This window comes from Prosthecomicrobium sp. N25 (genome assembly GCF_037203705.1).
Classification (GTDB): Bacteria; Pseudomonadota; Alphaproteobacteria; order Rhizobiales; family Ancalomicrobiaceae; genus Prosthecodimorpha.
The window spans coordinates 209,267-233,932 of the sequence record NZ_JBBCAT010000006.1; the positions used below are offsets into that span (position 1 = coordinate 209,267).

General features: G+C 70.2%; 20 protein-coding genes. 8 read left to right on the top strand and 12 right to left on the bottom strand.

Annotation, left to right across the window (positions count from 1 at the left end; all coding sequences use genetic code 11):
* Window positions 1-180 precede the first annotated feature (180 nt).
* From WBG79_RS26740 to WBG79_RS26785, 10 genes are all read right to left on the bottom strand, one after another.
* Window positions 181-1,866: an acyl-CoA dehydrogenase family protein gene (locus tag WBG79_RS26740; protein WP_337360300.1), complete on the bottom strand. Its 1,686-nt coding sequence runs from the start codon at window positions 1,864-1,866 to the stop codon at window positions 181-183.
* Window positions 1,867-1,996: 130 nt separating this feature from the next.
* On the bottom strand, window positions 1,997-2,881 hold the full coding sequence (locus WBG79_RS26745) for a DMT family transporter (protein ID WP_337360301.1): 885 nt from the start codon (window positions 2,879-2,881) through the stop codon (window positions 1,997-1,999).
* Between the two features lie 86 nt (window positions 2,882-2,967).
* Window positions 2,968-4,137 carry a Gfo/Idh/MocA family protein gene (locus tag WBG79_RS26750; protein ID WP_337360302.1) on the bottom strand — a complete coding sequence of 390 codons (1,170 nt, stop codon included), beginning with the start codon at window positions 4,135-4,137 and terminating at the stop codon, window positions 2,968-2,970.
* A complete protein-coding gene (locus WBG79_RS26755; protein ID WP_337360303.1) occupies window positions 4,134-5,195 on the bottom strand; it encodes a sugar phosphate isomerase/epimerase family protein in 1,062 nt (353 codons plus the stop codon). Before WBG79_RS26755 ends, WBG79_RS26750 begins: the two co-directional genes overlap by 4 nt.
* 83 nt (window positions 5,196-5,278) lie before the next feature.
* On the bottom strand, window positions 5,279-6,451 hold the full coding sequence (locus WBG79_RS26760; protein ID WP_337360304.1) for a Gfo/Idh/MocA family protein: 1,173 nt from the start codon (window positions 6,449-6,451) through the stop codon (window positions 5,279-5,281).
* Between the two features lie 20 nt (window positions 6,452-6,471).
* Entirely contained in the window at window positions 6,472-7,227 is a 756-nt protein-coding gene (locus WBG79_RS26765) for a sugar phosphate isomerase/epimerase family protein (RefSeq protein WP_337360305.1), read from the bottom strand.
* A gap of 22 nt (window positions 7,228-7,249) precedes the next feature.
* Window positions 7,250-8,371 (bottom strand): ABC transporter ATP-binding protein, encoded by a 1,122-nt coding sequence (locus WBG79_RS26770; RefSeq protein WP_337360306.1) that lies wholly within the window; start codon window positions 8,369-8,371, stop codon window positions 7,250-7,252.
* A gap of 4 nt (window positions 8,372-8,375) precedes the next feature.
* On the bottom strand, window positions 8,376-9,296 hold the full coding sequence (locus tag WBG79_RS26775) for a carbohydrate ABC transporter permease (RefSeq protein WP_337360307.1): 921 nt from the start codon (window positions 9,294-9,296) through the stop codon (window positions 8,376-8,378).
* Window positions 9,293-10,183 (bottom strand): carbohydrate ABC transporter permease, encoded by an 891-nt coding sequence (locus WBG79_RS26780; protein WP_337360308.1) that lies wholly within the window; start codon window positions 10,181-10,183, stop codon window positions 9,293-9,295. The genes WBG79_RS26775 and WBG79_RS26780 overlap by 4 nt, the downstream gene beginning before the upstream one ends.
* A gap of 248 nt (window positions 10,184-10,431) precedes the next feature.
* Window positions 10,432-11,673, bottom strand: a complete 1,242-nt coding sequence (locus WBG79_RS26785) for an ABC transporter substrate-binding protein (protein ID WP_337360309.1) — start codon at window positions 11,671-11,673, stop codon at window positions 10,432-10,434.
* A gap of 175 nt (window positions 11,674-11,848) precedes the next feature.
* On the opposite strand from WBG79_RS26785, the gene WBG79_RS26790 reads away from it, so the two are divergent.
* The 7 genes from WBG79_RS26790 to soxA all read left to right on the top strand — a co-directional run bounded on the left by WBG79_RS26790 (window position 11,849) and on the right by soxA (window position 17,744).
* Complete coding sequence (locus WBG79_RS26790) at window positions 11,849-12,943, top strand: LacI family DNA-binding transcriptional regulator (RefSeq protein ID WP_337360310.1); 1,095 nt, start codon at window positions 11,849-11,851, stop codon at window positions 12,941-12,943.
* Between the two features lie 98 nt (window positions 12,944-13,041).
* Window positions 13,042-13,497 carry a (2Fe-2S)-binding protein gene (locus WBG79_RS26795; protein WP_337360311.1) on the top strand — a complete coding sequence of 152 codons (456 nt, stop codon included), beginning with the start codon at window positions 13,042-13,044 and terminating at the stop codon, window positions 13,495-13,497.
* Window positions 13,498-13,547: 50 nt separating this feature from the next.
* Window positions 13,548-15,719, top strand: a complete 2,172-nt coding sequence (locus WBG79_RS26800; RefSeq protein WP_337360312.1) for a xanthine dehydrogenase family protein molybdopterin-binding subunit — start codon at window positions 13,548-13,550, stop codon at window positions 15,717-15,719.
* A gap of 4 nt (window positions 15,720-15,723) precedes the next feature.
* Window positions 15,724-16,179 (top strand): sulfur oxidation c-type cytochrome SoxX, encoded by a 456-nt coding sequence (gene soxX, locus WBG79_RS26805; protein WP_337360313.1) that lies wholly within the window; start codon window positions 15,724-15,726, stop codon window positions 16,177-16,179.
* Complete coding sequence (locus WBG79_RS26810) at window positions 16,176-16,640, top strand: SoxY-related AACIE arm protein (protein ID WP_337360314.1); 465 nt, start codon at window positions 16,176-16,178, stop codon at window positions 16,638-16,640. Before soxX ends, WBG79_RS26810 begins: the two co-directional genes overlap by 4 nt.
* Before the next feature lie 4 nt (window positions 16,641-16,644).
* Window positions 16,645-16,971, top strand: a complete 327-nt coding sequence (gene soxZ, locus WBG79_RS26815; RefSeq protein WP_337360315.1) for a thiosulfate oxidation carrier complex protein SoxZ — start codon at window positions 16,645-16,647, stop codon at window positions 16,969-16,971.
* On the top strand, window positions 16,968-17,744 hold the full coding sequence (soxA, locus tag WBG79_RS26820) for a sulfur oxidation c-type cytochrome SoxA (RefSeq protein ID WP_337360316.1): 777 nt from the start codon (window positions 16,968-16,970) through the stop codon (window positions 17,742-17,744). Before soxZ ends, soxA begins: the two co-directional genes overlap by 4 nt.
* Window positions 17,745-17,747: 3 nt before the next feature.
* On the opposite strand, the gene WBG79_RS26825 is transcribed toward soxA, so the two are convergent.
* Together WBG79_RS26825 and WBG79_RS26830 are read right to left on the bottom strand one after the other, a co-directional pair.
* Window positions 17,748-20,633: a sensor domain-containing protein gene (locus tag WBG79_RS26825; protein ID WP_337360317.1), complete on the bottom strand. Its 2,886-nt coding sequence runs from the start codon at window positions 20,631-20,633 to the stop codon at window positions 17,748-17,750.
* A 28-nt stretch (window positions 20,634-20,661) separates the two neighbouring features.
* Window positions 20,662-22,809: a methyl-accepting chemotaxis protein gene (locus WBG79_RS26830; protein ID WP_337360318.1), complete on the bottom strand. Its 2,148-nt coding sequence runs from the start codon at window positions 22,807-22,809 to the stop codon at window positions 20,662-20,664.
* A gap of 363 nt (window positions 22,810-23,172) precedes the next feature.
* Here WBG79_RS26830 and pyk point away from each other — a divergent pair, with 363 nt between their 5' ends.
* Complete coding sequence (gene pyk, locus WBG79_RS26835) at window positions 23,173-24,585, top strand: pyruvate kinase (RefSeq protein WP_337360319.1); 1,413 nt, start codon at window positions 23,173-23,175, stop codon at window positions 24,583-24,585.
* The last annotated feature ends 81 nt before the right edge of the window (window positions 24,586-24,666 follow it).

Below are 24,666 nucleotides of genomic sequence, written 5' to 3' on the forward strand. Positions count from 1 at the left end.
ACCGGCTCCGTCATGGAGTATGCAATGACCGTGTGAATGTTTTCTCGCACAGTCATCCTTCCTTCACAACACGAAAGCTTCCGGACGGTTAATCCGAGGGGCCCCCGAGTCCGGCATTCCGTTAACCTTGGAGCATAGTTTTATTTGAATGCTTGATATGCTGGGGACGCGGCCGGGCGATCAGTTGGCCCCGTCGAGCAGCCGTCGCGCGATCACCTGGGCCTGGATCTCGGCCGCCCCCTCGAAGATGTTGAGGATGCGGGCGTCGCAGAGCACGCGGCTGACCGGGTACTCGAGCGCGAAGCCGTTGCCGCCGTGGATCTGCAGGGCGTTGTCGGCGGCCGCCCAGGCGACGCGCGCGCCGAGCAGCTTGGCCATGCCGGCCTCCAGGTCGCAGCGCTTGTCGTGGTCCTTCTGGCGCGCCGCGAAATAGGTGAGCTGGCGGGCGATCATGACCTCGACCGCCATCATGGCGAGCTTGTCGGCCACCCGCGGGAACTCGATCAGCGCCTTGCCGAACTGGACGCGGTCCTGGGCATACTTGAGCCCGAGATCGAGCGCCGACTGCGCCACGCCGACCGCCCGGGCGGCCGTCTGGATGCGCGCGGACTCGAAGGTCTGCATGAGCTGCTTGAAGCCCTGCCCCTCGACGCCGCCGAGCAGGTTGCCGGCCGGCACCTCGAAGCCGTCGAACGCGATCTCGTATTCCTTCATGCCGCGGTAGCCGAGCACCTCGATCTCCCCGCCCGACATCCCCTTGGCCGGGAACGGCTCCGCGTCCGTGCCTCGCGGCTTCGGCGCGAGCAGCATGGAAAGGCCCTTGTAGCCGGGCTCCGCCGGATTGGTCCGCACGAGCAGCGTCATCAGGTCGGCGCGCACCGGATGCGTGATCCAGGTCTTGTTGCCGCTGACCTTGTAGACGTCGCCCTCGCGCACCGCCCGGGTGCGCAGGGAGCCGAGGTCAGAGCCGGTGTTGGGCTCGGTGAAGACCGCCGTCGGCAGAACCTCGCCCGAGGCGATGCGCGGCAGCCACTCGGCCTTCTGCTCCTCGGTCCCGCCGCCGAGAATGAGTTCGGCCGCGATCTCCGAGCGCGTCCCCAGCGAGCCGACGCCGATATAGGCGCGCGACAGCTCCTCGGAGACGACGCACATGGACTCCTTGCCGAGCCCCAGGCCGCCGAAGTCCTCGGGAATCGTCAGGCCGAAGACGCCGAGCTCGGCGAGCTTTCCGATCACCTCGAGGGGGATGTAGTCGTTCTTCAGGTGCCACTCGTGGGCGTGCGGCAGCACCTCGTCGACCGCGAACTTGCGCATCTCGACCCGGAACTGCGCGAGCGTGTCGTCGAGCCCGTCCTCGCCGACCGTGAGCTTGCCGGCGTCCCGCCGCATGGCGGCGGTCAGCACGGCGCGGTTCTCGGCCGTGTTGCCGGTGGCGACGAGCCGCGCGACCTCGGGCGTGTCGAGGACCGCGAGGTCGCCCTTGGAGAGGCCGAGGTCGGACGGGCGAACGATCTCGCCCTGGTTCATCGGAATGCCGCCCTGGACCTGTTCCAGGTACTCGCCGAAGGCGATGCGGACGATCGCCTCCTCGACGGGCCCGAACTTGCCCTCCGGCTCGAGCCGCTCCGCATAGGCCGCCATCTCGCGCAGGGCCTCGACGTAAGTCGCCAGCCAGGCGAGGCCATGGGCGGCACGCTGCTCGCGGTCGACCAGGTCCCCGGAAATCCTGCCGCCGCGCTCGACCCGCGTCCGGACCCGCGCCCGGGCGCTGGCGATGAGCACGTCGAGCGCCTCGACGGCCGCGCGGGCGTCGGCGATGAGGGTAGCCGGGCTGGCGGCGGGCGAAACGGGCATGGCGAGGGTCATCGGCATCCTCCCGGGCGGCGGCTCCGCCGGCTCTTCGTCACTGTTGCAGCGCGAAAATATGCCGGAGTCGGCAATCCGCAAGCCGTCCTTTCGGAGGCCTTTCGACGCGGGGCCGCGCCGCCGGGCCGGCCTAGCGCCGGCTCGCCAGGGCCACGCCCACAACCGTGAGCGCCATGCCGGCGATCTGGATCGGCATGAGCGTCTCGCCCAGCACCGCCCAGGCCTGCAGGGCCGCGGTCGGCGGGATCAGGTAGATGAGGGTCGCGGCCCGCGAGACTTCGCCCCGCCGGATCAGCAGGAGGAGGAGCGCAATGGCGCCGATCGACAGGGCGAGCACCGACCAGGCGAGCGCATAGAAGAGTTCCGGCACCGGGTCGAGCCGCATGTCCTCCAGGAGGAACGCCGCCGGCAGCGTCACCAGGAAGGCGCCGGCATATTGCAGCGCCGCGATGGCCCGGAGGTCGCCGCCCTGGAGATGACGTTTCTGGTAGAAGGTTCCGGCCGTCACCGCCACCATGGCGGCCACGTTCACCGCGACCGGAAGCAGGATCACGCCGAGCGGAGCCCCGCCGGCCGCCGCGAGCTTTGGCGACAGCGCGATCAGGAGTCCCACGAAGCCGAGCCCGATCCCGGCCCACCGCCAGGCATCGAGCTTCTCGCCCAGGAGCCGCGGCGCGAGCAGCGCGGTGAGCAGCGGCTGCACGGCGGCGATCAGGGCCGACAGGCCCGCAGGGATGCCGTGCGCGATGGCCCACCACACCCCGCCGAGATAGATCGCGTGCAGGAGCACACCGGAGACGAGCCCGTGCCGGACCAAGTCCCGGTTGCGCGGCAGCATGACGCCGGAGAGCCGCGCAAAGACGACGATCACGACCGTCGCCACCGCGTAGCGAAGCGACAGGAAGGTCAGCGGATCGGCATGCGGGGCCGCATAGCGCGCCACCACCCATCCCGTGCTCCAAAGGAGCACGAACACGACGGGCACGAGGGCGAGGCCGAGGCTGCGGAGGGTCATGCGCCGAGCCCTAGCCGGCCGACGGGTCGACCGCAACCGCGCCCTCGGCATTTCTCCTGTGCCGCCGCCGACCGCACGCGGCGCGCTCAGACCTCCGTCCAGACCCCGCCCGCCCGCGACGACCGGATGGAGGCCGACACGAACCTGAGCCCCCGCAGCCCCGCGTCGATGCCCGGCACGAGCCCCGCATCCGGCCGGCCTCCGCCGCGCGCCGCCACGATGGCGTCGGCGATCTCGTCGTAGAGGGTCGCGAAGGCCTCGAGATAGCCCTCCGGATGGCCCGCCGGGATGCGCACCAGCCCCGAGGAGGCCGCGGTCGCGCCGTTGCCGGCCCGCGTCACGATGCGGGTCGTGTCGCCGAAGGGTGAGTAGAGGAGTTCGTTCGGGTTTTCCTGGCCCCAGCGGATCGAGCCCTTCGAGCCGTAGATGCGGATCCGGAGCCCGTTTTCGTGCCCGGGCGCGACCTGGCTGACCCAGAGCGAGCCCCGCGCGCCCGAGGCGAAGCGGAGCAGGATCTGGGCGTTGTCGTCGACCGGCCGGCCCTCCACGAAGCTCGTCAGGTCGGCGGCCAGCGACGCCACCGTGTCGCCGGTGATGAACTCGGCGAGGTTGAACGCATGGGTTCCGATGTCGCCGATGGCGCCGCCCGCGCCCGAGCGCGCCGGGTCGGTCCGCCATTCCGCCTGCTTGTGGCCCGTGTCCTCGAGCTTCTCGGTCAGCCAGTCCTGCACATATTCGGCCTGCACGGTCCGGATCGTCCCGAGCGCCCCGGAGGCGACCAGCGCCCGCGCCTCGCGCACCAGCGGATAGGCCGTGTAGTTGTACGTGACCGCGAAGAGACGCGCGCTCCCCCGCACCACCGGCTCCAGCGACAAGCCCGCCTCCAGGCTGTCGGCGAGCGGCTTGTCGCAGATCACGTGCAGCCCCGCCTCCAGCGCGGCGCGCGCCGCCGGCACGTGCACGTGGTTCGGCGTAACGATCACGACCGCCTCGATGCCGTCCGGCCGCCCCGCCTCGCCGGCCATCATGGCCGCGAAGTCGGGATAGCTGCGCTCGTCCGCCAGCCCGAGCGCCCGGCCGGAGCGCCGGGCCTTCTCGGCACTCGACGAGAGCGCGCCGGCGACCAGCGCGAAGCGCCCGTCGAGGCGGGCTGCGATGCGGTGCACGGCGCCGATGAAGGCGCCTTCGCCGCCGCCGATCATGCCGTAGCGGACCGGGCGGGCGGCATCCTTCTCCGAAGCGGCTTCGATGGTCATCGGCCGATCCCCAGGACACGGTTGTTGAGGGACGCATCGGCGCCGGAGGCCGCGAAGTCGTCGAAGGCCTTCTCGGTGACGCGGATGATATGGCTGGCGATGAAGGGCGCGCCCTCGGCCGCCCCGTCCTCCGGATGCTTCAGGCAGCATTCCCATTCGAGCACCGCCCAGCCGTCGTAGCCGTAGCCGGCGAGCCTGGAGAAGATGCCCGAGAAGTCGACCTGCCCGTCGCCGACCGACCGGAACCGCCCCGCGCGGTTCAGCCAGGGCTGGAACCCCGAGTAGACGCCCTGGCGCCCCGTCGGGTTGAACTCGGCGTCCTTCACGTGGAAGGCGTAGATCCGCTCGTGGTAGATGTCGATGAAGTCGAGATAGTCGAGCTGCTGCAGCAGGAAGTGCGAGGGATCGTAGTTGATCCCGCAGGCCTGGTGCCCGCCGACCGCGTCCAGGAACATCTCGAAGGTCGCCCCGTCGAAGACGTCCTCGCCCGGATGGATCTCGAAGCCGACCCGGACCCCGTTCTCCTGCATGGCGTCGAGGAGCGGCCGCCAGCGCCGGCCGAGCTCCGCAAAGGCCGTCTCGATCAGTCCCGCCGGGCGCTGCGGCCACGGATACAGGAACGGCCACGCGAAGGCACCCGGGAAGGAGACGTGGGCGGTGAGCCCCAGCCGGCGCGAGGCCTGCGCGGCGAGGCGGACCTGCTCCTCCGCCCAGGCCCGCCGGGCGGTCGGATTGCCCCGGACGTTAGCCGGCGCGAATCCGTCGAACAATTCGTCATAGGCCGGGTGCACGGCGACGAGCTGGCCCTGCAGATGGGTCGAGAGCTCCGTGATCGCGACCCCGTTCCCGGCCGCGATCCCCTTCAGCTCGTCGCAATAGTCCTGCGAGGACGCCGCCTTGGCGAGGTCGATCAGGCGCCCGTCCCAGGTCGGCACCTGGACGCCCTTGTAGCCGAGCTCGCCGGCCCACCGGGTCATGCCCTCGAAGCTGTTGAAGGGCGGCGCGTCGCCCGCGAACTGGGCGAGGAAGATCCCCGGTCCCTGGATGGTGGCAGGCATGCATTGCTCCCTTGCGCGTCGACATCGTTCTTAGTCGTGCGGCCGGGCCCGCGGTCCGGCCGCCTGTCTCCGTCCGGCGCGGATCAGGCCGCGGCTGCCGCCGCAGTGCCCGCCGTCGCCAAGGGGTCGACGAGAAGGCTGCGCAGCTCCGCCTCGCCGAGCGCCGCCGGCCGCTCGCCGCCCTCGATCGCGATCTGCCGCCCCGTCTCGCCGGCCTCGAGGATCGCGTACATCACCTCGAGGACATGAAGGCCCAGGCGCCCGGACGTACGCGGCGGCCGGCCGGCCCGGATGGCGGCCGCGAACTCCGCGACCCCGAGCATGCGGTAGTTGGCGTGGAGCGGGTCGGCGTCCGGATGGTTCGGCTTGCCGCAGACCTCCATGCGCGTGTCGATGCCGACCCAGTCGCCGCGCCCCTCCGAATATTCGACGAGCCCGCCGAAGAAGTTCGGGTCGGGCACGCGCAGCGACCCTTCGGTGCCGTGCAGCTCGATCGGCTTGTGGGCATGCTTGAAGACGTCCCAGGACGCGTCGAAGGAGACGACGACCCCCGAGGCGAACTCCAGCACCGCGAAGGCCGTCGTCGCCGTCTCGACCAGGATCTTCTCGCCCTTCATGGGCCCCTCGGCGGTGACGAGCCGCTCCGGCAGGCCGATCTTGGTCATGGCGACGACCCGCCGGACCGGCCCGAGCATCGCCACCAGGGTGGTGATGTAGTAGGGCCCGAGGTCGAGCACCGGCCCGCCGCCCGGCTTGAAGAAGAAGGTCGGGTTCGGGTGCCAGTGCTCCATGCCGCGCGACATGACGGTCGCGGTGCCGGCCACGATCCGGCCGACCTTGCCCTCTTCGAGGAGCCGCCGGGCCGTCTGCGCGCCCGGTCCCAGGAACGTGTCCGGCGCCACCGAGAGCGCCAGCCCGCGCGCGTCGGCCTCCTGCACGAGACGCCGCCCATCCTCGACCGAGACGGTGAGCGGCTTCTCCGAGAAGACATGCTTGCCGGCCGACAGCGCCGCCATCGAGACGGCGAAATGGGCGTTCGGCACCGTGAGGTTGATGACGGCCTGGATCTCGTCGCTCGCCAGCGCCTCGTCGACCGAGAGAGCGCGCACGCCGAAGCGCTGGCTCTGCCGGGCGGCGGCCTCCGGCACGATGTCGGCCACGGCGGCGATCTTCACGCCCCGGAACAGGGGCGCGTTCTGCAGGTAGCGGGTCGAGATGTTGCCGGCGCCGATGACGGCGATGGTCAGATCGGACATGGAACAGGGCCTTCTTCGGTTCACCAGCGGGCGATGGTCTCGTAGGAGCGGCGCGCGAAGCGCTCCGCGTCGTTCGGCTTGTCGTGCTCGACGACGAAGAGCCGGGCCGGGGTCTCGGCTACGGCGGCCATGATGGACGGCCAGTCGAGCACGCCGTGGCCGACGTCCGCCCAGCCGTCCTCGTCGGCGCATTCCCCCGCCGGCGCGATGTCCTTGACGTGGACGGCGACCAGCCGGTCTGCGCGCTTTGCGACCTCCGCGATCGGGTCCGCGCCGCCGCGCACGATCCAGGCGAGGTCGGCCTCCCAGACGGCGCCCGGCATGGCGTCGAACATCAGGTCGAGCGGCAGGCGTCCGTCGGCGGTCCGCTGGAACTCCCAATGGTGGTTGTGCCAGCCGAACCGCAGGCCCTCGCCGGTCACCACTTTGCCGATCTCGGCGAGCTCCCGCCCGAGCGCGGCCCAGCCTTCGGCGTCCTTCTCACGCTCGTTCGGCGGCGGCGCCGGCACCAGCGCGATCTCCACGCCGAGCGACTTCAGGAGCGCGGTCGTCGCCCTGGCGTCGGCCCGGAAGCGGTCGAGGCCGACATGGCAGCTCGGCGCCGTCATGCCGTGCTTGTCCAGGAGCCCGCGCAGCCGGTCCGGCTCGCCGAGAAGTCCGCCGAAGGGCTCGACGAGCCGATAGCCGATCCTCGCCAGCATGGCGAACTGGTCTTCGAGGGAGGGAATGAAGCGGGCCGAGTAGAGCTGGAACGAAAGGCGGTCGAGAATGCTCACGGGATCTCTCCGGTCTCGGATCTCAGAGGCGGTCGCCGCTGGCGTCGTCGAAGAGCGACAGCCGGTCGGCGGGGAAGCGGAGTTTCAGGCGGTCGCCGGACGCGACCCGGCGCTCGCCGTCGAGGCGCACCGACATCGAGACCTTGCGCCCGAGGCGGCACCAGACCAGGCTGTCGGCGCCCATCGGCTCGACCATCTCGACGACGGCCTCCAGGCCGCCCTCCGGGTCGAGGTCGACATGCTCGGGTCGGATGCCGAGCGTCACGGGCGCAGCGCCCGCCGGCACGCCGGCGGGCTTGTAGCGGTAGCCGGCGAGCGGCACCGAGATGCCCTCGGCCGCGAAGGTCGTGCCGCCCTCGATGCGGCCGGGGATGAAGTTCATGGCTGGCGAGCCGACGAAGGAGGCGACGAAGCGGTTCTGCGGCTCGCGGTAGATCTTGTGCGGCGTGTCGAGCTGCTGGATGACGCCCGACTGCATGACCGCGATCCGGTCGGCGAGCGTCAGCGCCTCGATCTGGTCGTGCGTCACGTAGATCATCGTGGCGCCGATGCGCGAATGCAGGCGCTTGATCTCGACCCGCAGTTCGGAGCGCAGCTGCGCGTCCAGGTTCGACAGCGGCTCGTCGAACAGGAAGACCGGCGCCTCCTTGACGAGCGCCCGCCCGATGGCGACGCGCTGGCGCTGGCCGCCGGAGAGCTGCGAGGGCTTGCGGTCGAGGAGAGGCCCGAGCCGGAGCATGTCGGCCGCCGCCGTCACCCGCTTCTCGATCTCGGCCTTGGGCAGCCCGGCGACCTCCAGCCCGAAGCTCAGGTTCTGGCGCACCGACATGCGCGGATAGAGCGCGTAGGACTGGAACACCATGCCGATGCCCCGGTCCTTCGGCTCGTCCCAGGTGACGTTGCGCCCGCCGATCCAGATCTGCCCGGCATCGACGTCCATCAGCCCCGCGATGGCGTTGAGGAGAGTGGACTTGCCGCAGCCCGAGGGCCCGAGCAGGACCAGGAATTCCGACTGCGCCACTTCCAGGTCCAGCCCCTTCAGCACGCTGACGGAGCCGAACGAGATGTCGATGCCCCGCACGGACACGTTCGAGGGGCGGATGCCGAGCACGTCGGCGGGCGAGGGAGCGGTCACGGCGTTCATGGCTTCACCCCTTCACGGCGCCGGACGCGATGCCGCGGACGAACCACCGGCCCGACAGGAAATAGACGGCGAGCGGGACGAGGGCGGTCAACATGGTCGCCGCCATCTCGACGTTGTATTCGCGCTCGCCCTGGGTCGAGTTGACGATGTTGTTGAGCTGCACGGTCATGGGGAAGTTCTCCCGGCCGGCGAACACGAGCCCGAGCAGGAAGTCGTTCCAGATGCCCGTCACCTGCAGGATCACGGCGACGACCAGGATGGGGATCGACATCGGCAGCATGATCTTCAGGTAGAGCCGGACGAAGCCGGCGCCGTCGACGCGCGCCGCCTTGAACAGCTCGATCGGCAGCGAGGCGTAGAAGTTGCGGAACAGCACCGTCATGACCGGCAGGCCGAAGATCGTGTGGATCAGCACGATGCCCGGCAGCGAGCCGTAGAGCCCGAGCGTCGAGAGGATCCGGACCAGCGGATAGACGAAGATCGGATAGGGCACGAAGGCGCCGAGCAGCAGGATGCCGAACAGGATCTTCGACCCGGGCACATTCCAGAAGGCGAGCGCATAGCCGTTGATCGAGCCGACCGCGATCGAGACGATCACGCTCGGGATCAGGATCTGCACCGAGTTCCAGAAGCCGACCCGAATCCCCTCGCAGGTGAGCCCCGTGCAGGCCGACGTCCAGGCCTTCACCCAGGCGTCCCAGTTCGCCCGCGACGGCAGCGCGAACAGCGCGCCCTCGCGGATCTCCGGCATGGTCTTCATCGACGTGACCACCATGACGTAGAGCGGCATCGCGATGGCGAGCGCGGCGAGGATCAGGACGGCGTAGACGCCGATCATCTCCACGCTGATCCGGCCCGGCTTCCGGCCTGCCGGCTCGATCGCGCCCGACCGGGCGGGCACGGAGGCGGACGCGGTGGCGCTCATGCGTGGCCTCCCTTCAGCGACCGGCGATGCTGCAGGTAGACATAGGGCGTGAGAACCGCGAGCACGGTCACCAGCATCACCGTGGTGCCCGCGGTGGCGAGGCCAATGTTCTGCCGTTCGAACAGATAGTCGATGACGAACTTGGCCGGGACCTCGGAGGCGATTCCGGGCCCGCCGTGCGTCATGGCGACCACCAGGTCGTAGAGGCGGACGACCGATATCGACAGGAGCACCACCGCGGTCGCCAGGCTCGCCTTCAGCATCGGGATGACGATGAACAGGTAGGCCCGCCACTTCGGGATGCCGTCGATCCTGATCGCCTTCCAGATCTCCGCATCGATGCCGCGCAGCCCGGCGAGCGCGATCGCCATGACGAGTCCGGCCGCGTGCCAGACGGCCGCCAGCACGATCGTGTAGATGACCATCTGCTGGTCCACGATCCAGTCGAACCGGAAGTTCGGGAAGCCGAGATCGCGCACTACCTTCTCGATCCCGTTCGCGGGCGTCAGGATCCACTGCCAGGCGAGCCCGGTCACCACGAAGGACATGGAGAAGGGATAGAGGTACACGGTCCTGAACAAGCCCTCGCCCTGGATCTTCTGGTCGATCAGGATCGCCAGCAGGAAGCCGATCGCGATCGCGATGGCGATGAAGAGCAGGCCGAAGATAACGAGGTTCTGCAGCGAAGTCAGCCAGCGCTCGTTGGCGAACAGGATCTCGTACTGGCGCAGGCCGACATACTGGCTGGACGGCAGGATGCGCGAGTTCGTCGTGGAGATCTGGATCGACCAGGCGACGCAGCCGATGTAGACGACGAGGACCACGAGCGTCGCCGGCGCGAGCGCGATGAAGCCCGGGATGTGGCGCAGGAAACGGCGCGGTTTCATGGGTCCGCCTCTGGTCTCGATGCGGGTTGCCGTCGGTGCGGGGGCTCTTGCCTCCGGCGCGAGGGGCGCAGGCCCGTTTCGCCGTCGGCCGCGGTCGCCCCGTCGCCGGACCCGCGCCCCATGGCCCCAGGGGCACGGAGGGTCGGGCGCCGGAGCGCCGCCAAGGCTGGAAACGCAAGCGGGGAAAGGTCTCTGCGGACCGAAGCCCGGACGATCCGGGCGGCATGCGCCGCCCGGACCGGGATGCGTCAGATGTCGCTCTTCAGCGCGGCCGCGAACTTGTTGAGGAAGTCGTCGACCGGCATCGAGGGGTTGTTCCAGTATTGCGAGATGACGTCCTCGACCGCGCCCGTGACGGTGGCGGGCGTCATCAGCTCGACCGCCGGGGCCTGCGCCTTCGGGTCGGACAGGAGCTTCGCGCCGGTCTGCGCGCAGGCGTCGAGCGTGGAGACGTCGATGTCGGTGCGGACCGGGACCGAGCCCTTCTTGGCGTTGAACTTGATCTGGGTCTCGGGGTCGAGGAGCGTCTTGGCGAGCACATCCTGCGCGGCCGTCTGGTCGGCGTCCTTGATCTTCGCGAAGGCGAACACGTCGCCGCCCATCACGTAGCTCGGGCCCACGACCACGCAGCCGTATTCCTTCCCGACCGTCTGGCCGGCGGCGTTGAACTCGCCCTTGGCCCAGTCGCCCATGAACTGCATCCCGGCCTTGCCGGTGATCACGAGCGCGGTCGCGTCGTTCCAGTTGCGGCCCTTGGAGCTCGGGTCCGTGTAGTCGCGCATCTTGCCGAAGGCCTCGGCCACCTTGCGGAACTCGGGGCTCTTGACGAGCGCCACGTCGCGCTTGGTGTAGACGTTGACGAACAGGTCGCGGCTCTGGGCGGCGAGGAGCGAGTTGAAGAGGCCGCGCTCCCAGGTCTTCTGGCTCGCGAAGGCGAGCGGGATCACGCCCGTGGCCTTGATCTTGTCGAGGGTGGCGAAGAGCTCGTCGATCGTCTTCGGCTCCTTGGCGCCGGCCTTTTCGAGCACGGCCTTGTTGTACCAGAGCCAGTTCTGGGCATGGATATTGACCGGCACGGCATAGACGTGCCCGTTGCGGGTCACCGCGTCGAGGATCGGCTTCGGAACGATCTTGTCCCAGTTCTGCGCCTTGGCGAGCGCGTCCATGTCGCGCAGGAGGTCGCCGGCCACGAGATCGTCGAACTGCTTGCCGGTGTTGAACTGCATCGCCGTCGGGGGCTTGCCGCCGACCACCCGGTTGATCGCCGCGGTGCGCGCGTTGGCGCCGCCCGCGATGGCGGTATCGATCCAGGTGCCTCCGGCCTTGGTGAACTGGTCCGCGAACACCTTCACGGCCGCGGACTCGCCGCCGGAGGTCCACCAGTGGATGACCTCGGCCTTCAGCTCCGCCGCCTGGGCGGGGGTGAAGGCGGCCGCGCCGGACATCAGCGCTCCGGCGAGGGCGAGGCAGACGGTTCGCTTGGACAACATGCTCGTGTTCCTCCCGTTTTCGGTTCTTTGACCGTCCGACTTCAAACGATTGTTGAAATCGATTACACATACGCTAGCATGGAATGCGTGGGTCGAAAAGAGGTAAATGCCCCCGCCCCGCATGCCGCCGCCCGGCCTCGAGCCGCCCTTTCCACGTCGCGAGCCCGCACCCGCCATGACCGCCGCCAAGCCCAGCCGAAAGCGCGCCCCCTCCGGGCCCGCCCGCATCGCCGAGGTGGCGAAGCTCGCCGGCGTGTCCGCCGCCACCGTCTCGCGCGCCCTCGCCAACCCTGAGAAGGTGAGCCCCGAAGCCCGCGAGAAGGTGATGGCCGCCGTCCGGACCACCGGCTACACGCCCAACGTCGCGGCCCGGAACCTGCGCGCCCGCAAGAGCCGCATGGTCCTGGTGGTGGTCCCGAACATCGGCAACCCGTTCTTCTCCGAGGTCCTGCGCGGCATCGACGAGACCCTCTCGGCCGCCGGCTACGGCCTGATCATCGGCAACATCGGCCAGGACGACGACGAGGGCCGCCGTTTCGTGGACGTCGCCTTCGCGGGCCAGGTCGACGGCGTGATCCTGCTCAACGGCCGCATCCTGCAGGCCCGCGGCCGCAAGCTGACCGACGCGGCAACCCCCGTGGTGGCCGCCTGCGAGACCATTCCCGGCGCCCCCATCCCGCAGGTCGAGGTGCAGAACCGCGAGGCCGCCGAGGCGGTCGCCCGCACCCTCCTGGACCTCGGCCACACCCGCTTCGGCTACGTCGAGGGCCCGCGCGCCAACATCCTGGAGCGCGAGCGCGGCGGCGGCTTCCGGGACGCGCTGGAGCGGGCCGGGATCCCGAAGTCGAGCCTCGTCGTCTTCCCCGGGGACTTCTCGTTCCGCTCCGGCAGCGCCGCCGCCGAGCGCTTCCTCGCCCTGGCCGAGCGCCCCGGCGCCGTCTTCTGCGCCAACGACGAGATGGCGATCGGCTTCGTCAAGACCGTCCGGGACGCCGGTCTCCAGGTGCCCCGCGACGTTTCGGTGGTCGGTTTCGATGCAATCGATTTCGCGAGCTACTGCGAACCGCCCCTGACCACCGTCGTGCAGCCCCGCGGCGCCATCGGGCAGAAGGCCGCCGAGCTCCTGATCGAGAGGATGCGCGGCGGGACGTCCGAGTTGCCGCCGCACGTGGTGCGCTTCCACGCGACGCTGCGGCCCGGCGGCAGCACGGGCCCGGCGCCCGCCGCCGGACGAGGACGGCCCGCCGCGGAGGCCCTCACCGAAAGGTGATGAGGCCCTCCTGACCGCGCCTTGCGCAGTCAGTCGACCCGATGACATCCTCTCAGTCGAATGGATTACGTAAAAATCCAAACAGGAGGATGGCCCGAATGGCACGCCTGACCGTGAACGGCGTCGCGCGCGACGTCGACGTCGAACCCGATACCCCTCTGCTCTGGGTGATCCGCGAGCAGCTCGGCCTGACCGGTACCAAATACGGCTGCGGCGTCGCCGCCTGCGGCGCCTGCACCGTGATGGTCGACGGTGAGGCCCTGCGGTCCTGTTCCCTGCCCGTCTCGGCCTTCAACGAAAAGCAGAAGATCGTCACCATCGAGGCGCTATCTCCCGACGGCTCGCACCCGCTCCAGAAGGCCTGGGCGGCCCTCGACGTGCCCCAGTGCGGCTACTGCCAGTCCGGCCAGCTCATGGCCGCCGCCGCGCTCCTGGCGAAGACGCCGAAACCCAGCGATGCCGAAATCGAGGCGGCGATGACCAACATCTGCCGCTGCGGCACCTACAACCGCATCCGCGACGGCATCAAGCAGGCCGCCGGCATCGCCATCTGACCCGCCGATACCGCCGACCGCGATCGATTCGATCCTCGAGGAGGATTCCCATGGGCATGATCAAGCTTTCCCGCCGCGAGGTCCTGGCCGGCGCCGCTGCTGCGGCCGGCGGACTGACGCTCGGCTTCCACGTCCCCGATGCCGCCGCCGAGGGCACCCACGACGCCCTCAAGGAGATCAACGCCTGGGTCGTCGTGAAGCCCGACGACACCGTCGTGATCCGCGTCGCCCGCGTCGAGATGGGCCAGGGCACGCTGACCGGCCTCGCCCAGCTCGTCGCCGAGGAGCTCGAGTGCGACTGGTCGAAGGTCACCACCGAGTACCCGACCCCCGGCCAGAACGTCGCCCGCAAGCGCGTCTGGGGCAACTTCGGCACCGCCGGCAGCCGGGGCATCCGCGACAGCCACGACTACGTCCGCAAGGGCGGCGCCGCGGCCCGCATCATGCTCGTCAACGCCGCCGCCGCCGAATGGGGCGTACCGGCCGGCGCGTGCAAGGTGTCCAAGGGCGTCATCAGCCACGAGGCCTCCGGCCGCTCGACCACCTACGGCAAGGTGGCGTCCGCCGCCGCGAAGCTCGAGGTCCCGCAGGACCCGCCGCTCAAGGACCCGAAGACCTGGACGATCGCCGGCCAGCCCGTGAAGCGGCTCGACACCAAGGGCAAGCTCGACGGCAGCCAGGTCTACGGCATCGACCTGAAGCTCCCGGGCATGCTCAACGCCGCCATTCGCGACTGCCCCGTCCCGGGCGGCAAGCTGAAGAGCTTCGACGCTGCCAAGGTGCAGTCCATGCCGGGCGTGAAGAAGGTGATGGCCCTCGACGGCACCGGCGTCGCCGTCGTCGCCGACACCTGGTGGCGCGCCAAGACCGCCCTCGACGCCCTGCCGGTCGAGTGGGACGAGGGCCCCAATGCCGCCCACGACACCAAAACCTTCACGGAGGTGCTGAAGGCCGGCCTCGATGCCCCCGATGCCTTCGTGGGCAACCAGAAAGGCGACGTGAAGGCGGCCGTCTCCGGCGCCGCCAAGGTCGTGGAGGCCGTCTACGCCTTCCCGCACCAGCACCACGCCACCATGGAGCCGATGAACGCCACCGCGCTCTACACGCCCGACCGGGTCGAGGTCTGGTGCCCGACCCAGAACGCCGAGGCCGCGCTGGCCACCGCGGTCGCCGCCTCCGGCCTGCCGATCGAGAAGTGCGACGTCTACCGCATCAATCTCGGCGGCGGCTTCGGCCGGCGGGCGACCAGCCACGACTACGTCCGCCAGGCCGTGCTGATCGCCAAGGAACTGCCGGGCACGCCCGTCAAGCTTCTGTGGTCGCGCGAGGAGGACATGCTGCACGGCCGCTACCATCCGAGCACCCAGTGCAAGATGGTCGGCGCCCTCGACGCCAACGGCGACCTGGTCGGCCTGCACATGCGCATCTCCGGCCAGTCGATCCTGGCCGGCGTCAACCCGGCCGGCCTCCAGCAGGGCCGCGACCCGGCCACCTTCCAGGGCCTCAACCCGAGCGGCACCGAAGGCGTCTTCGGCTACGCGGTGCCCAATCTCCTGATCGACCACGCCATGCGCAACCCGCCGACGCCTCCGGGCTTCTGGCGCGGCGTCAACAACAACCAGAACGCCTTCTACCTGGAGAGCTTCATCGACGAACTCGCGCACGCGGCCGGCAAGGACCCGCTCGAGTTCCGCCGCAAGCTCCTCAAGGACAGCCCGCGCCACCTCGCGGTCCTGAACGCCGTCGCCGAGCGCGCCGGCTGGGGCACCCCGGCCCCGAAGGGCGTCTACCGCGGCCTCGCCCAGCACATGGGCTACGGCAGCTACGTGGCCGCCTGCGCGGAGGTCTCGGTGACCGACGGCAAGCTGAAGATCCACCGCATCGTCGCGGCCACGGACTGCGGCCACGCGGTGAACCCGCAGCAGATCGCCGCCCAGGTCGAGGGCTCCTTCGCGTTCGGCCTCTCCGCCGCCCTGCATGGCCAGATCACGGTCGCCAAGGGCCGGGTGGAGCAGGAGAACTTCGACACCTACGAGGTGCTCCGCATGGCCGAAATGCCGAAGGTGGAAACCATCGTCATGCCCTCCGGCGGCTTCTGGGGCGGTGTCGGCGAGCCGACCATCTTCGTCGCCGCCCCGGCGGTCATCAACGCCATCTTCGCGGCCACCGGCAAGCGCTACCGCGCGACCCCGATCGGCACGACGAGGATCGGCCAGGCCTGATGCCATGGGCCGGGCCGTCCGGCTCCTCGCGGTCGCGCTCGCCGCGGCTGCGGGCGGAGCATCGCCCGTCCGCGCGGGCGACCGCATCCCCGATTACGTCGTGGTCGGCGACGGGATCCCGGCCCCGCTCGAAGGGCGGGCCGGCGACCCTCTCCGGGGCCGCGCCATCGTGGCCGACCGCACGGCCGGGCTCTGCCTGATGTGCCACGCAGCCCCGATCCCGGAGGTGCGCCAGCAGGGCGACCTGGCGCCGGACCTCGCCGGCGCCGGCTCCCGCTGGACGGCGGCCCAGCTCCGCCTGCGCCTCGTCGACGCGCGCCGCCTGAACCCGGCCTCGATCATGCCGCCCACTCTGAAGCTCGACGGCCTCGTCCGCGTCCAGGCCCGGTTCCGGGACCGGACCATCCTGGACCCGCAGGCGATCGAGGACGTCGTCGCCTACCTGGAGACGCTCCGATGACCGACGCGACGCGCCTGTCCCCGACCCGCCGCAGCCTCGTGCTCCTCGGCGCCGGCGGCCTCGCCTGGCTGACGGTCCGCCCCGCCCTGGCGACCCCCGACACCATGGCGGCCGGCATCGCCGACTTCACCCGCGGCGTCGCACCCATCCCCGGCCGCGTCGCCCTCGAGATCCCGCCGCTGGTCGAGAACGGCAACTCCGTGCCGCTCACCATCCGGGTCGACAGCCCGATGACCGAGGCCGACCACGTCGCCACCATCGCGGTCTTCAACGAGAAGAACCCGCAGCCCTTCGTGGCCCGGTTCCACCTCGGCCCCTGGTCGGGCCGGGCCGAAGTCGGCACGCGCATCCGGCTCGGCGACAGCCAGAAGATCGTCGCGGTCGCCGCCCTCAGCGACGGCACCTTCTGGTCCGGCGCCGCCGACCTCGTCGTCACCCTCCCGGCCTGCGTGGAGAACTGAGGCCATGCCCCTCGACCGCGCCCTCGTCAACATGCCGCCGAACGCCGCCCGCGGCGAGGTCGTCACCGTCAAGACCCTGATCCGCCACCCGATGGAATCGGGCTTCCGGCCGGGTCCGGACGGCAAGCTCCTGCCGCGCGACATCATCGCCTCCCTGGTCGCCCGCTACGCCGGCCGCGAGGTCTTCCGCATGGAGCTCTTCCCCGCCATCGCCGCGAACCCCCTGGTCGCCTTCCCGATCCTCGCGACCGAGACGGGCGAGGTCGAGATTCGCTGGACCGACGAGAAGGGCGAGTTCCGCGTCGAGCGGAAGACCCTGACGGTGACATGAAGGCGGTCGCGGCCGTCCTGGTTCTCGGGCTCGCGGCCTCGGGTCCGGTCCTTGCGGACGGCATCGCGCCCGGGGAGCGCCGCTCCGGCGCGGCCTTCATGTCGGAGGAGACCCGCGCCATGGAGGCTGACGACAGCCTCAACCCCGGCATGCTCTGGGTCGAGGAGGGCGAGGCCCTGTGGCGGACGCCGGCCGGCGCCTCGGGCCGGTCCTGCGCCGACTGCCACGGCGACGCCGCCCGTTCCATGGCCGGCGTGGCGGCGCGCCACCCGGTCTACGACGCCGCGACGGGAGCGCCGCGAACCCTCGCCGGCAGCATCGCGCAATGCCGGTCGGACCGGCAGGGCGCCCCCCGTCCCGCGCCCGAGAGCCCCGAGATGCTGGCGCTCTCCGCCTACGTGGCCCGCCAGTCGCGCGGGATGTCGATCACCGCCGGCGAGGACCCGCGCCTCGCCCCGTCCGTCGAGGCGGGCCGGCGGCTGTTCACGACCAGGATGGGCCAGCTCGCGCTCTCCTGCGCCGACTGCCACGACGACAACTGGGGCCGCCGCCTCGGCGGCGCCCCGATCCCGCAGGCCCACCCGACCGCCTACCCGCTCTACCGCCTGGAATGGCAGAGCCTCGGCTCCCTGCAACGCAGGCTTCGGAACTGCCTCGCCGGCATGCGCGCCGAGCCCTGGCCGGAAGGATCGGACGAAGCCGCCGCGCTCGAGCTCTTCTTGATGGCGCGGGCCCGCGGGATGCCCCTGGAGGCCCCGGGCGTCCGCCCCTGACGGTCAGATCGCGATCCGCCCGAACGTGTCGACCGCGTCGATCCCGGACTGTCCGTCCAGGAAGGCCGGCACGTCCTCCGGTTCGAGCGGCGGACTGACCAGATAGCCCTGGATCTGGTCGCAGCCGATCCCTTCCAGGAAGTCCCGCTGCCACCGCGTGGAGACCCGTTCGGCCGTCGTCTCGATGCCCAGGCGGTGTGCGAGGTCGACGAGCCCGATGACGATCGCCTGGTCCTCGGGCGCCTGCTCGATCCGGTCGACGAACGAACCGTCGATCTTGATGCGGTCGATCGGGAACTGCTTGAGGTGCATGAGCGACGCGAATCCGGTGCCGAAGTCGTCGAACGCGATCTCGACGCCGAGGGCGTGCAGCCGCGCGAGCGCCGGGCCGATGCGGTCCACGCCGCGCCCGAGCAGCAGTTGCTCCTTGATCTCGATGGCGAGGTCCGTGGCCGGCACGCCGGCCTCCGCCAGCGCGCTCGACAGGTCCTCCACCAGCGTGTCGGTCCGGAAATCGGCCGCCGTCACGTTGAAGGCGATCCGCCCGAAGTGGATCCCTTCGGCCCGCCACCGGCGCGCCTGCCCGATCGCCAGGCGCATCACCATGCGGCCGAGCGCGCCCGAGATGGCGGGGTCCGAGAAGCCTTCGATGAACTGGCCGGGCGTCAGGAGCCCGAATTCCTCGTGGTTCCACCGCAGCAGCGCCTCGAGGCCCACGACCTCGCCGCTGCGGCCGGCCACGATCGGCTGGTAGACGAGCCGCAGGGCCCCCGTGTCGAGCGCCCGCTCCAGGTCGGTCCGCAGCCGGGTTCGCCGGTCGATCTCGACGCGCATCTCGGCCCGGAAGAAGTCGTAGCGGTTGCGCCCGGCCGCCTTGGCACGATAGAGGGCCAGGTCGGCATTCTTCATGAGCTCCGCCGGGCTCTTCGAATCCGACGGATAGACCGCCACCCCGATGCTGGTCGTGAAGCGGCGCAGCTCGGCGCCGAGGCGCGCCGGCTCCTTCATGGCCTCCACGATGGCGTCGAGCGGCCGAATGATGTCCCGCGCATCCTCCAGGTCCGGGAAGATGGCGCCGAACTCGTCGCCGCCGAGCCGGGCGAGCGTGTCAGTGCTGCGGATCAGCGGCATGACTCGACGGGCGACCGTCTTCAGAAGTTCGTCGCCCGCGTCGTGCCCGAGGGAGTCGTTGATCTCCTTGAAGGCATCGAGGTCGAACATGGCCACCGCCACGCTCCTGCCGGTCCGGTTGCCCCGGTCGATCGCGTCGTGGAGCCGCATCTGGAACTGCACCCGGTTGGGCAGTCCGGTGAGGGCGTCGTGGTTGGCGAGCTGCCAGAGCCTCTGCTCGTAGCTGCGGCGGGCCGAGATGTCCTGCAGGACCAGGATCAGCGACGAGCGCCCGTCAGCCTCCTGGACCACGCGCCCGGACGCGATCGCCGGGACCGGCTGGCCGTCCCCGCGCTTGAGGTCGAGTTCCACCGGCCCGAAGCCGTCGCCGCCGGTGGGCTGGGCCGGAAACTCCGTCCCGGCGGGCAGGAGGTCGGCGAGCGTCATCCCCTCGAACGCGGCCGGCGTCAGCTTCAGCATGTCGGCGAGGGCGCGGCTCTGCATGAGGATGCGCCCGGAGGCCAGGTCCACGAGCGCCAGCCCCACGGGCGACAGATCGAAGATGGATCGGAAGCGGGCTTCGCTCGCCCTCAGCGCCGTTTCCGACCGCCGCCGGTCCGTGCTGTCCACCACCGTCGTGACGAAGCCGCCGTCGGGCAGGGGCATCCCGCGCGTCTCGAGCACCTGCCCCCCGGGCCGGGTGCGCTCGAAGCAGTGCGGCTCGAACCGGCGCGCCAAGGCAAGCCGGACGCCCACCTGCTCGTCGGGGTCGCCTGGGCCGTACTCTCCCCGCCCGGCATTGTAGCGCAGGAGCGTCTCCAGGCTGGGGGCGGGGCCGGCGAACAGGGACTCGGGGAGATCGAGCACCTCCCGGTAGCTCCGGTTCCACTTCCTCACCACCAGATCCCGGTCCACGAGGGCGACCCCGCCCGGGAAGTTGTCGAGGATGGCCTGCAGGAGCCCGGAGTTGTCGGCCAGGGCCTTCTCGGCCATCTTTTGCGACGTGATGTCGGTGAAGGACGTCAGCGCCAGGGCCGGCGGGTCGCCCGCGTCCTCGAACACCGGCTCCGAACTGACCAGGATCCACCGCAGATCGCCGGTGGGCAGATGGACGCCCATTACCACGTCGTGCTGGGCCGCGCCGGTGCGCAACGCCAGCATGGCCGGGTATTCGTCGCCGGGAAAGTCGGATCCGTCCTCGCGGACCGCGCGCCAGCGCGGGTCCACTGAGCTCCGCCCCGTGATCTCGGCTTCCGTCAGGCCCAGGATCGCCATCGCGCCGGCGTTGGCCATGAGGATCCGGCCGGTGCGGTCCTGCAGCACGAGCCCCGCGGAGAGCCCCCGCAGCATCACCGCGCTCACCGCCTCGCTGCGCCGGGCCTCCGATTCGGCATGCTTCTGAGGCGTGATCTCGGTCCGGATCGCCGTGTATCCGGCGATCTCGTCCGTCTCGTCCCGGAACGGCGCGATCACGGTCGCGACCCAGTAGAGCCGCCCGTCCTTCGCCCGGTTGCAGATTTCTCCCCGCCAGACGTCGCCGCCTCGGATGGTCCGGTACAGATCCTCGTAGAAGCGGCCGTCGTGGACGCCCGACTTGAGGATCCGGTGGTCCGAACCGATCAGTTCCTCGCGGCTGTATCCGCTGATCTCGCAGAAGCGATCGTTCGCGTAGGTGATCCGCCCCTGCGCGTCCGTCTCCGCCACGATAGAGGCGAGATCGAGCGCCCGGACGAGGCGCTCGGCTCTGGGCGTGACCGATCGTTCCGCATCCGAGGTCATCGTCTCACGTCCTGCCGGCGGGCACGCTTCACCTCAACGCCATTCCGAGCCTGAGCCCGCCCCAATGGCGACCGCGGACCGTGATCGGCGTCGAGAGATCCTTCATCAGCACCGTCCGGCCGCCACCCAGGTCGCGCGGATAGGTCTGGCAAAGGAACGGCTTCGTGTTCCGGGCCGCGGTCAGGCCGGTGCGGTCGTCGAAGACGCGGCGGTTTCGGCAGTTGGCGTTGTTCCAGACCGGGTCCGCCCCCTGCGGCTGCGAATACTTCCTGTTGTGGCAAGGCAGGTAGCCGTTGCGGTCGGCCGCGACGCAGAAGATGACGTCCTTGTCGATGTCGAGCGCCGCTTCCAGGTGCCGGGGCAGGACGGTCTCCAGAAGATCGAGCGACCGCGACCGGTGCTGTTGCGGATTGGTCTGGGGAATCGGGGTCAATTCGATGTCGAAGAGCTGGTCTTCGGTGATACGCCCCTGCTCGAGCGCGGACTCCAGGTCGTTCTGGATCTGGTCGCGCAAGGACGCGAGCCGCTCCCGCACACGCTGGTCCGCCCTCTCGGCGTCCTCGATCCGGGACGTGAGCCGCTCCTGGGCGGTGCCGGCGAGCCCGGAGAACTGGATGCGCAGGCCGAGCGACTGCTCGCCGACCACCTTGGCCGGGACGCGTCCGACGCCCTCGATGTCGATCTCGACGTCCGCCGCAGCGTCTACGGCGTCGCCCGACGGGGCGTCGACCAGACAGCCGCCGAGCGAGATCTCCACCATGCGGGTCTCCAGCCGCCGCGTCCCCTGGACCAGCGAACAGGGCCAGCGCACCGGATAGCGGGCGTGTCGCCGGCTGTCCGTGTTGGCGAAGCTGCGGACCGTGACGATGAGGCGGCTCTCCAGATGCTGGAAGATCCCGGCGAGTTCCGAGGACGTCCCGACCAGCACGCCCTTGGCGCCTTCCGCCGACGCGATGGCGTCCTGGATCACCCCGACGCTCTTCTCGAGCTGCCCGGCCCCCTGCGCGGCCCGGTGGGCGCTGTCCGTGACCTCCTCCAGCGCGCGCATCTGGCCGCTGGCATTCTCCGACACGCTGCGCGCGACCTGGTCGATACCCTTCACGGACTGGCCGATCTGCGCCATCGCGCCCACCGCCACGCGGGTCTGCTCCGCCATGGCGTTGATCTGCGAGGCGATCTCCTGGGTGGCGGCGCCGGTGCGCTGGGAGAGCTGCTTCACCTCCTGGGCCACGATGGCGAAGCCGCGGCCGAGTTCGCCGGCCCGTGCCGCCTCGATGGTCGCGTTGAGGGCGAGGAGATTGGTCTGCTGCGCGATTTCGTTGATCAGTTCGACGATCTTGCGCACCTCGTCGGAGGCCTGGCTGAGGCGGTTCATCACGTCGCTGGCCGCCTCCGCCTGCTGGCGGGCGTCGCCCACCAGGCGCGACGTCTCCTCGGCCTGCCGGCCGACCTCGCGGCTCGAGGCCGCCAGTTCCTCCACCGCCGAGGCGACCGACGCCATGCTGGTGCTGGCCGAGCGCGAGCCCCGGTCGACCGTGTCGGCCCCGCCGACCACGCCCTCGATCGCCTGCGCCATGTCGGCCACGACCCGGGTCAGGGTCTCGGCCTGCTTCTGCATGGCCGAACTGGCGTGCCGCATCTCCTCCTCGATGGACTCCGCCATCTGGTCCAGTTCCTGGCGGCGCGCCTCCGATTCGGTCATGTCCACGTAGGCGTCGAGGGCGGCCGCCATATCGAGCAGGATCGCGCGCACGATGCCGCTCGCCAGGACCGCCGGCCGGCTTCCCTCGCCGAGCGCCGCGTGGAGCATGTGCTCCAGCAGGTAGGAGTAGCTCGCCACGTAGTAGCGGGGCAGAAGGCCGGTCTTGACATGGGCGACGCCGATTCGCCGGGAGCGGTCGAGCAGGGCCTCGTCGACGGGCGAGCCCAGCAGCTTCGTCCAGTGGCCCTCCTGGGCCTTCTTCAGATGTGCAACCCCGGGGCTCTTGGCGAGGAAGTCCGCCATGGCCGGGCTTCTCTGCAGGACCGCGTAGAAGCCGTCCAGGATCGGGCCTACGCGAGGCGCGAGCGTCGACCGGAATGTGGCGTGGACAGCCTCCGCCTGCTCGGGCGCAAGCCCCGTCAGGTGCTCCATGATGTCGGCAGCACCGGTATGGCTCTTCTTTCTGGCGAACATCGTCTGAAAACCCCCGTCCGCCCCCATTCCTGGTCACCATGCGTAAAATCGGCGTTAAGACGCGATGGAGGCCATGAAGCAATACTGGTCTGGAGATCGCCGACACTCGGCCTTGAAAGAAATGACGTAAGGGAATCTGCTGTAGAGTTCCAGAATATTGTTCAACCTGAACACCCACTGTCAATAATACGGAGTACAATCCAGCATTTCTTGGAAGGCGCGCGATATCCCGGCTCACGCGAAAAATCTTGCATCGACGGTTCTCCTCCCGCCCGACCTGTGTCATGACGTCGCCCTCGTCCTGCGCTATCGCAAAGCGGGACGCGCCCGGCCGTCGTGCCGGAGAACGAGGAGAGAGGTGCCATGCTTCGCAACAGGCGCGCGAAGATCGTCGCCACCCTGGGACCGGCGAGTTCCGATCCCCAGACGATCGAGAAGCTGTTCCGCGCGGGGGTCGACGTCTTCCGCCTGAATTTCAGCCATGGCAGCCACGACGACCACCGGCGCCGCTACGAGTCCATCCGCGCCCTCGAGCAGGAGGCGAAGCACCCGATCGCGATCCTCCAGGATCTGCAGGGCCCGAAGATCCGGCTCGGGACGCTGCCCGACGGCAAGGTCCGCCTGGAGGCCGGCGCCCGGGTCACCTTCGTGCTCGACAAGGCCTCCGCCGACCCGACCCGCCTCCCCCTCCCCCACAAGGAGGTCTTCGACGGCATCATGCCCGGCCACAAGCTGCTGATCGACGACGGCAAGGTCCGCCTCGTCGCCCGCGGCTGCGGCCACGACTTCATCGAGGCGACCGTCGCCACCGGCGGCGTCATCAGCGACCGCAAGGGCGTGAACCTCCCCGATACCCTGCTCCAGCTTTCGCCCATCACCGAGAAGGACCGCGCCGACCTCGCCTTCGGCCTGAAACTCGGCGTCGACTGGGTCGCCTTCTCGTTCGTGCAGCGCGCTGCCGACCTGATGGAGGCCCACCAGCTGATCGGCGGCCGCGCCGGCGTCATGGCGAAGATCGAGAAGCCCAAGGCGCTCGCCGACATCGACGACATCCTCCGCCTCGCCGACGCCGTCATGGTGGCGCGCGGCGACCTCGGGGTGGAGATCCCGCCCGAGGAGGTGCCGGGGGCGCAGAAGGACCTCGTCCGCCTCTGCCGGCTCGCCGGCAAGCCCGTGATCATCGCCACCCAGATGCTGGAATCCATGATCCAGGCCCCTGCGCCGACCCGCGCCGAGGCCTCCGACGTGGCCACCGCCATCTACGACGGCGCCGATGCCGTGATGCTGTCGGCCGAGAGCGCGTCCGGCCAGTACCCCCTCGAGGCGGTCGAGACGATGGACCGCATCGTCTCCCGCACCGAGCGGCACAGCGCCTACCCGGCGATCGTCGAGGCGCTCCACCCCGCCGTCGAGCCCCTCGCCCAGCATGCCGTCTCGGCGGCCGCCGCAGAGGTCGCCAAGACCATCGGAGCGGCCGGCATCGTCGCCTTCACGTCAACGGGCACCACCGCGGCCCGCATCGCCCGCCAGCGCCCGGGCCTGCCCATCCTGGCGATCACCCCCAACCTGCCGACCGCACGCCGTCTGGCCTTGCTCTGGGGCGCCTTCAACGTCCGCTCCGACGACGTCTCGAGCTACTCCCAGATGGTCGAGGAGGCCGTCAGACACGTGCGCGAGACTGGCTTCGCCCAGCCCGGCGAGTGCGTCGTGGTCGTCGCCGGCGTGCCCTTCGGTGCGGCGGGATCCACCAACAACCTCCGCGTGGTCACCGTCTAATTCGAGCTCCCGGGCATTCGGACAAGAGGCCGGGGGCCCGAACCACTTGCCGCTGCCAGGACCGCAATCTTTGCGGGTATT

Bases quoted from the DNA above. Each gene is read 5' to 3' on its own strand.
- WBG79_RS26740 (WP_337360300.1), bottom strand. From the start codon at position 1,866: ATGACCCTCGCCATGCCCGTTTCGCCCGCCGCCAGCCCGGCTACCCTC.
- WBG79_RS26745 (WP_337360301.1), bottom strand. From the start codon at position 2,881: ATGACCCTCCGCAGCCTCGGCCTCGCCCTCGTGCCCGTCGTGTTCGTG.
- WBG79_RS26750 (WP_337360302.1), bottom strand. From the start codon at position 4,137: ATGACCATCGAAGCCGCTTCGGAGAAGGATGCCGCCCGCCCGGTCCGC.
- WBG79_RS26755 (WP_337360303.1), bottom strand. From the start codon at position 5,195: ATGCCTGCCACCATCCAGGGACCGGGGATCTTCCTCGCCCAGTTCGCG.
- WBG79_RS26760 (WP_337360304.1), bottom strand. From the start codon at position 6,451: ATGTCCGATCTGACCATCGCCGTCATCGGCGCCGGCAACATCTCGACC.
- WBG79_RS26770 (WP_337360306.1), bottom strand. From the start codon at position 8,371: ATGAACGCCGTGACCGCTCCCTCGCCCGCCGACGTGCTCGGCATCCGC.
- WBG79_RS26775 (WP_337360307.1), bottom strand. From the start codon at position 9,296: ATGAGCGCCACCGCGTCCGCCTCCGTGCCCGCCCGGTCGGGCGCGATC.
- WBG79_RS26780 (WP_337360308.1), bottom strand. From the start codon at position 10,183: ATGAAACCGCGCCGTTTCCTGCGCCACATCCCGGGCTTCATCGCGCTC.
- WBG79_RS26785 (WP_337360309.1), bottom strand. From the start codon at position 11,673: ATGTTGTCCAAGCGAACCGTCTGCCTCGCCCTCGCCGGAGCGCTGATG.
- WBG79_RS26790 (WP_337360310.1), top strand. From the start codon at position 11,849: ATGACCGCCGCCAAGCCCAGCCGAAAGCGCGCCCCCTCCGGGCCCGCC.
- WBG79_RS26795 (WP_337360311.1), top strand. From the start codon at position 13,042: ATGGCACGCCTGACCGTGAACGGCGTCGCGCGCGACGTCGACGTCGAA.
- WBG79_RS26800 (WP_337360312.1), top strand. From the start codon at position 13,548: ATGGGCATGATCAAGCTTTCCCGCCGCGAGGTCCTGGCCGGCGCCGCT.
- soxX (WP_337360313.1), top strand. From the start codon at position 15,724: ATGGGCCGGGCCGTCCGGCTCCTCGCGGTCGCGCTCGCCGCGGCTGCG.
- WBG79_RS26810 (WP_337360314.1), top strand. From the start codon at position 16,176: ATGACCGACGCGACGCGCCTGTCCCCGACCCGCCGCAGCCTCGTGCTC.
- soxZ (WP_337360315.1), top strand. From the start codon at position 16,645: ATGCCCCTCGACCGCGCCCTCGTCAACATGCCGCCGAACGCCGCCCGC.
- soxA (WP_337360316.1), top strand. From the start codon at position 16,968: ATGAAGGCGGTCGCGGCCGTCCTGGTTCTCGGGCTCGCGGCCTCGGGT.
- WBG79_RS26825 (WP_337360317.1), bottom strand. From the start codon at position 20,633: ATGACCTCGGATGCGGAACGATCGGTCACGCCCAGAGCCGAGCGCCTC.
- WBG79_RS26830 (WP_337360318.1), bottom strand. From the start codon at position 22,809: ATGTTCGCCAGAAAGAAGAGCCATACCGGTGCTGCCGACATCATGGAG.
- pyk (WP_337360319.1), top strand. From the start codon at position 23,173: ATGCTTCGCAACAGGCGCGCGAAGATCGTCGCCACCCTGGGACCGGCG.